Source organism: Tychonema sp. LEGE 07196, from assembly GCF_963890365.1.
In the GTDB taxonomy this organism is placed as follows: Bacteria; Cyanobacteriota; Cyanobacteriia; order Cyanobacteriales; family Microcoleaceae; genus Microcoleus.
In genome coordinates, this window is the sequence record NZ_CAWPRX010000128.1 from 1 (window position 1) to 7,392 (window position 7,392).

General features: G+C 45.5%; 7 protein-coding genes and 1 pseudogene. All 8 read right to left on the minus strand.

The genetic code is table 11. From position 1 onward, the window contains the following. Window positions 1–287: 287 nt before the first annotated feature. Entirely contained in the window at window positions 288–1,268 is a 981-nt protein-coding gene (locus AACV78_RS15365) for a glycosyltransferase family 2 protein (RefSeq protein ID WP_194012856.1), read from the minus strand. Window positions 1,269–1,556: 288 nt separating this feature from the next. Next, complete coding sequence (locus AACV78_RS15370) at window positions 1,557–2,771, minus strand: response regulator (protein ID WP_228042708.1); 1,215 nt, start codon at window positions 2,769–2,771, stop codon at window positions 1,557–1,559. Between the two features lie 487 nt (window positions 2,772–3,258). After that, complete coding sequence (yidD, locus tag AACV78_RS15375) at window positions 3,259–3,489, minus strand: membrane protein insertion efficiency factor YidD (RefSeq protein WP_194012858.1); 231 nt, start codon at window positions 3,487–3,489, stop codon at window positions 3,259–3,261. 10 nt (window positions 3,490–3,499) lie between these two features. Then, a complete protein-coding gene (locus AACV78_RS15380; RefSeq protein ID WP_445329586.1) occupies window positions 3,500–4,228 on the minus strand; it encodes an NADPH-dependent F420 reductase in 729 nt (242 codons plus the stop codon). Further along, entirely contained in the window at window positions 4,159–5,094 is a 936-nt protein-coding gene (gene truB / locus AACV78_RS15385) for a tRNA pseudouridine(55) synthase TruB (RefSeq protein ID WP_194012860.1), read from the minus strand. Before truB ends, AACV78_RS15380 begins: the two co-directional genes overlap by 70 nt. A gap of 586 nt (window positions 5,095–5,680) precedes the next feature. Beyond that, window positions 5,681–6,418: a calcium-binding protein gene (locus tag AACV78_RS15390; protein ID WP_194012861.1), complete on the minus strand. Its 738-nt coding sequence runs from the start codon at window positions 6,416–6,418 to the stop codon at window positions 5,681–5,683. 64 nt (window positions 6,419–6,482) lie between these two features. Beyond that, entirely contained in the window at window positions 6,483–6,653 is a 171-nt protein-coding gene (locus tag AACV78_RS15395; protein ID WP_228042709.1) for an allophanate hydrolase-related protein, read from the minus strand. A gap of 578 nt (window positions 6,654–7,231) precedes the next feature. After that, window positions 7,232–7,392 (minus strand): annotated as a pseudogene (locus tag AACV78_RS15400) (photosystem II q(b) protein); the annotation flags it as partial.

Consider the following 7,392-nt stretch of genomic DNA (forward strand, 5'->3'; position numbering starts at 1 on the left):
GAGTTGTCAAAAAGCCTGTCTCAAAATTTCGCTCTAAACAAGTTAAGCATAGAGGTACTGGAATCATCATGAATCCTCCTGTATTTATTGTTTTAAGCACTGCATAGCCCTTAACTGAACCGTATTGAACTGTCATATTGTTTCCGGTTACATCGTCAGGTGATTTAACCGCAGAGTACACAGAGTACACAGAGTCCGAGAATATATATCTGAATCATTCCGATGCTACCGGATTTGATATCAATTGACTATTCCGATTGTTTGTTGACAGACAATTTAAATCCAAATTAGATCGCCAGCATTGTCCACTGCATTAACTGCTGCCACTCAGCAGATTGAGCTAATAAATCCGCATCGAATTCATTCCCCGCATCCCGCGAAAATTCGGCAAAACATTCCGCCCAATTAATTACTGTTTCTACAGGCAAATAAGGCGTATAATTCCAAGAACGCTGCAAAAATTCTACCATTTCAACAGAATGCCCGGTGCGGTGCAAATACCAAGCAATCCAAACTAAGGTACTGTACTTAATTTGCTTTTCCAATAAACGTATTTTATCGGGCAATTCGGGGCGGGCAAAAAAATTGTCCGTGACGGCGGCGAGGGATTTAGCCTGCGGTAAACCTTTGTACATGGCGCTTTGTTCGTGCTGGCGGTAGCAAACAGTTATTTGCTGCAGCCAATCTGCTTCGCATCCCATTAAGGCTAAACGCAGCACTAAATCTGTATCTTCTGCTGGGGGAAATCGAGGGTCAAATCCGCCGGCGCGCTCTAACCAATGGCGGCGAAATACCATCGCGCTAGGTAATACTGGTTTCCACCGCAGCCACATTTCTAAGTCTAATTTAGGGACGTTTTGCCAGGGTTTTACATCTTTTATGGGTTCACCTATACTGTTGACTTGACGCCAGCCACTGTGGACTATTCCTAGATTTGGTTGCGCTGCAAATACAGCCATTTGTGCTGCTAATTTGTGGGGTAAAAAGTAGTCATCTGCATCAAGAAAGGCGATGAATTCTCCTCGGGCTAGCTCAATACCGCGATTTCGGGCGATGGAAACTCCTTGATTTTGTTGGTGAATGTAACGAATTCGATCGCCATATTGCTCCAAAATTAATCTGGTGTCGTCTCGGGAACCGTCGTCTACTACAATAATTTCCCAGTCTGTATAGGTTTGGTGCAGCACGCTATCTACGGCTTGGCAGATGTAAGCTGCACAGTTGTAAGCCGGAATTACCACGCTTACCTGCGGGGTTCGATCGCTCATAGTTAAAATATTAAGTTTGATGGATTATAGCAATTCCAGCGAAAAATAAGGTATTGATTCCTCAATCCCTCAATCCCTCAATCTCTGATGATGTTAACCGCAGATTTCAAGGGTACAAACACTGATGGACGCAGATACATTCAATCTTGTTTGCGATTGAGTGCAACTCAAGTCTCATGACTGATGACTGTCACGGTTGAGAGCTTGCTTGCGGCCTAAATGCTTGTAAAGTGCGCCCGAGGCTGATCCGCGCGATCGGCAGCGATACTTTTTAAGCAGAATTTTGGTTTAAGAATTTGCTAAGGTAAGTTGGTGCGAATTGAGTAAATCGTGGTGGCGCGTGGCTAAAGGGCTGCGATCGCCTTTTGCCTTCAAATACTTATCAGCTATTTGCACAACCTGTTCTGGACTCGCCGGCTTGCTCAAAAAATCGGAAGCACCTGTTAATTTTGCTCGCGTGCGGTCAATTATACTGGCTTGACCTGTCAAAAATACGATCGGAGTTTCGCGAAAAGCCGGTGTTTTTCGCAAAAAATTGCACAAAGCAAAGCCGCTTGTATTCGGCATCACTAAGTCCATAAAAATTAAATCAGGCTTGTGTTTGGCAATAATGCCCACTCCCTGCATCGGGTCTTGAATTTTTAGGACTCGATACCCTGCCGGCAATAAAATTTGCTCTAAAAATTCGCAGACTGTGGGACTGTCATCGATACAAGCAATCAAAGGGCGACCGGGGCGGGCGATCGCTGCGGCAAGGCGCCACTGTTCGATCGGCGATGGCAAATCTGGTACTGTGCGGAAATTTACTAAACCTTGCTTGATGTAATTAACTAAAGCGCGAGTTGCCACTGTGACGCACTGTTTTTTCTTAAATGCAATATCCCAAAGAGTATTTTCGCCGTTAAAGACGTTAGCCAAAGCCATCAAAGAATTAGAACTAAATCGATTTTTCTGCAATTCGGCGGACGCTTTTAAAAGCGGTGCTTGTTCTGGATCTACCAGCCACAGACCCATTGCTTTCCACTGCTGCCAAATTTGTTCTGTAGAACACAAAATTTGCTCTACTTCCGTTACGGACAGCATCAAAGTAGAGATAACTTTAGAAAAATATTTTGAAGAGGGACGCCACTCCCGGCGCAAACCCGATTGACCGATCAGAGCAAAGAACACTTCGGAAATGCTGCTGCGGACGATCGCCTTAGCTTGTTCCAGACTCATTTCGCTGTCTGCTATCCCTCGTTGAAGCAGTTGATATTCCCAAAGTTCCCCAGCATCGAGGTCTCTAAGATCGACTTGAAAGTTGCGACAGTGTTGCCCGATCGCCCTGTACCAGCGCCTCGCCCTGTGCGATCCTCCTGTGGCATAAACCAAACAACCCTGAAAAAAGTAAAGTTGCCACTGTTGTTCCCCTTGTTCTAACAGGAGTTTCCCAGTTGCTTGTTTTTGGCCGAGCACGGCCATAGTATGGGACAACATTTTGTATCCGATTGCGGTAGCAGACATATCAACTCGCATCCCCTGTACTCTGTTTGTACCATTATATAGCTGCTGAGTTGTGAACAATAACAGTAATATTACTGAATTTTATTCATTTAAAAAAACTTGGTGCTGCGAATTTAACCGCATCATATCATGTCAGATCGATGACCATAACCAAAACGAATATGTGCCGACAAGAGTACGCAACCGATCGAGCGTACTCTTGCACCGATCCAATTTTGTTGTTATCAATACACCATACCCAGGATCGGGTCGGGGTATCAATCCCCTAGAATAATGCAACTCCTTTGCCCTGATTGGAAACCCTTAATTCATCAGCCATTTTCAATTGTTCAATTTCAAACTTGGAGGGCGACTTGTCCGAGGAGCGTAGCCGAAGGAAGTCGAAGTATTTCAAATGGTATGATTCCCCTCTGGAGTGTTCGCCATGAGGGTGCAAAGCCTCTCGTTCGCACTAATTAATAGCTAAAATTATGCTGATAACTAAAAATTAATTTTCCTCGTTATCCTTGGGAGGTACTGGATCGTAACCCCCAGGATGAAAAGGATGACAGCGCAAAATCCGCTTAACGGCCATTGAACTGCCGCGGAGTGTCCCAAATTTTTCTATGGCTTCGATCGCGTATTGCGAACAAGTGGGCTGAAACCTACAGGCGTTAGGCAAGTAAGGAGAAATCACCATTTTGTAGCATCGAATTAATCCGATCGGCAATGCTTTCACAATTTTTACCTCAGCGCTGGATTAAGTTAATCGCAAAATCTTGTCCCATACCGCTGAAAGCTAGGTTAATCAACAAAATCCCCAGCGGTTTCCGCAATCGAGCTTGCTTGAGTTCCCCGACATCTACAACTTCAAATCCGATTTTTTGCGCGAGATTAGTGACAATTTTCTTGGCATCTATATTGTGTCCGCAAATAAAAGCGGTTGCTGTTTGCGAACAGAAGTGCAAACTTTTCAAACAGCTTGCGCCAATGTTGTTAAAAGCTTTCACAACTTGCGATCCGATCGCCCATTTGGCAATTTCTTCTGCCGCCGAAGTTGTGTGTCCGATTGTCAGTCCCGCAGCAAGTCCAGCGGGTGTGAGTTCGATCGGATTTGTAGCGTTAATAATAATTTTGCCAGTCAAATCTCCCGCAGCGGCGATCGCCTCTTGCGTGCCATTCCAAGGCGTTGCTAAGATCAAAAATTGACCGTGACTTGCAGATTCTACAAGGCTAGCGGCTCGTGCATTTCCTCTTGTAGCAGCTACAGCAGACTGTACTTTTGCGCTCTGCGGATCTCTGACACCAAATACAATCGAGTGACCTTTTTGACTTAAAATTTGTCCCAGAGTTCCGCCAACATTTCCCGCGCCAATTATACCTATTTTCATTTTTACCTCTTGGATAACTAAAGCACAATTTGAGGAGACAATATGGTACTTGTTTCTGAGGAAGCTACTTGACCGATACCTAAGAATTTACCATTTGTATCGTAAACTTGCAAGGGATAGGGAGGTTGGGGTATTAAGTTTGCGGGGGAATTGTTCTGTGTTTCCTGCGGTGTTATTGTTTCGGGAATGGGGAGGCGCTGTCCTTGAAACCAGCGTTTGGTATATTCAGGAGAAAGGACGATCGCGCCTAGGTGTCCCAAAACCACCGAGGGCAAAATCGGGCTGAATGTATTCTCCTGTATTTGCTGTTCCAATTGTGCAAAAGTGAGACTTTGGTCGATCGAGAAACCGCTGCTTTCGGTACGAGTCAAACAAGCCAAAGTACCGCCTGCATTCAACAGTGCACCCAAGTCCCGCGCGATCGCCCGAATGTAAGTACCTGGCCCGCAGGCGATCGACAAATCCAACTCAGGAAAATCCCCCGGCCGCCAATCCAAGATTTCCAGCCTAAAAACTTCAACATTTCTAGCAGCAACTTCCAGAGTTTCGCCTTTTCTAGCTAACTCATAAAGACGTTTTCCTCCCACCTGAACCGCACTAAAATTCGGCGGAAACTGCTCAATTTTTCCCACAAAATTCGGCAGTGCAGCTTGGACTTTTTCTAAACTCAAATCCGGTACAGGTTGAGAATGGATGATTTCTCCTTCTAAATCGTCTGTAGCGGTACTTAAACCAAAGCGAATCGTACCTCGGTAAGCTTTCTGGTGTTGGAGAAATTGCAGCAGTCTGGTTGCTTTACCCAGGGCGATCGGCAAAACGCCAGTCACTGCAGGATCGAGGGTTCCTCCGTGTCCGACTCGCTTGAGTTGCAATATTCGGCGCACTCGCCCCACGCAGTCGTGAGATGTCATTCCCGCAGGTTTGTTAAGATTGAGAAAACCGTCAGTAGTCATTAGTTATTAGTTATTAGTTATTAGTTATTAGTTATTAGTCAGTTGTTAGTTGGTAGGGGCGGTGGATGGTGCGGGCCCGCCCTCTTAGTTGTTAGTCGTTATTCATTTTACCCTGATAAAAGTCAAAGAATTGTTATTAATTATTAGCATTTTGTACGGCGGGTTTAGCTAAGTATATCTGATAAAAACGACCAAAAAAAGCGAGATTTGCCTTCATTTGTCAGCAGTAAAAAAATCAGTAATTATTAGCATTCTGTACGGCGGGTTTAGCTAACAATATATAATGCAAACAGCTAGAAAAAAGGCAAAACCTGCCCTCTAAGTCATCATTCATCATTCATCATTCATCATTCACCATTCATCAGTCATCCGTCATTGGTCAGAAGTAAGTTCGGCAACGAATTGTTAAAAAGTTTCAGGAATGGATGGAAGAAGGTAGAAGGAAGTTGAAAACTTTTGAGATGTCTTGGTTACTGACAACGCCCAAGCCTTACCTGAGTTGAAAACTTCAACATTAAAAACTTCAGACTCAAAAGTACCCGCAAGCTCAATTCCCAATTACCGATTCCCGATTCCCGATTCCCAATTAAAAAATAAAGTCCGCCCTAGGGATAGAAGCAACTCCCAATACAGTAGCCAGAATTTCCTTGCTGCTTGTAATTTGAATAATTGTACTCGTCGAAGTTCCAGAGCCAGCGAAAATATTGAGTTCGCCAAAGGTGAGGCCGGCACTCAAGCGAATTTTATCAGTACCAACAGTAAAATCGGTAATCACATCGCCATCTGCAAAACGCCCGATCGCAAAAGTATCATTTCCAGCGCCGCCAGTTAAAGTATCTCTGCCGCTATCGCCCGACAAACAATCATCGCCTATACCGCCAAACAGCGAGTCGTCACCATTACCCCCAAACAGGGTATCATCGCCCGCGCCGCCCAACAAAGTATCGCTGTCTTGGTTGCCAAACAGCAAATCATTGCCCTCGTCGCCGCTTACCGAGTCAGCACCTTTGCCGCCGTAGACAGTATCGTCGCCGGCGTTGCCAAAAACACTGTCGCGGGCTGAACCGCCAAACAGCAAATCATTGCCCGCGTCGCCTGTAATTGAGTCGTCGCCGTCGCCGCCGTAGAGGGAATCGTTTCCCCCCAAGCCAAAGATGCTGTCAGCCCCGCCTAAACCGAATATCAAGTCAGCGCCCCCAGTACCGCTGAGGGAGTCGGGGCCGCTGGTGCCATTCTTAGCCTTTACTGATCCTCCGGGGCTGGTACCACCGCTGGAGGGGGTTGGAGTTGTGATGATGATAATGTTAGGTACTGCTGATGGCATGATTTGGCACAATGGTAGAAATTTGCCATTCTAACTTAGCTTAAAAGCCGGAGTTATCACCTCGTCAACCGCCGAAATGAGAAATATCGATCGCACCTGCGACAGCATAAGATTCGCACAAAAAGCCCTGCACCGTGGAGCCGTCCTCCAACATTAGCGTACCGATTCCCAGCGGCCGCTTAATTTGAGCGACAAATCGACCCAAAGTTGCGATCGACAATTCCCAAACTTCCACGTTGGTAAAAGCAGCGGGAACCCCCCGCGATCCTGCGGTATCGGTATTTAGAGTATTTTTGGGTGCGATCGGTCTTCTTTGGTTATTGGAGAGGGGATGGGGCGATCGCTATTTGATTATTAACAGATTTAGGGTGCATCACCTGGGACAGATAGTTCGGGCAAAAAATGCCAAAGTGACGCACCATGCAAAATATTTAATTAATAAATAAATAGAGTGACCGCAGATAACAGACAGATAAACGCAGATAACTTCAAGAGAGCAGAGTGCATGAGTGCAAGAGGTTTCATAATTTTTTATTAAATCGCACTTCTGAACTTCTATCTCAACGATCGCATAAAAGCATTCAGCGCATCATATTGATCTGCCATCCGCGAATAAAACTCGATCGCCAGAACTTACCCATTAGACCAAAGAAACCCGGTTTTTTAGCTAATCTGTGGACTACAACGAAAAATTTTCGTAAAAAACCCGGTTTCTGACCACCCGTGCGTAAGTTCTAATACAAAAATGGGATTTTCCCCAAACAAAAAGCGCCCCTATTTCTAGGAGCGCTTTTTGTAATCTCAGACTAAAACTTAGCCGTTGATAGAAGGAGCAACCATTGCTACGGGAGTTGTATCAGCAGCAGCCAAGTCAAGCGGGAAGTTGTGAGCGTTGCGCTCGTGCATTACTTCCATACCCAAGTTAGCGCGGTTGATCACATCAGCCCAGGTATTGATACCACGACCTTGAGAGT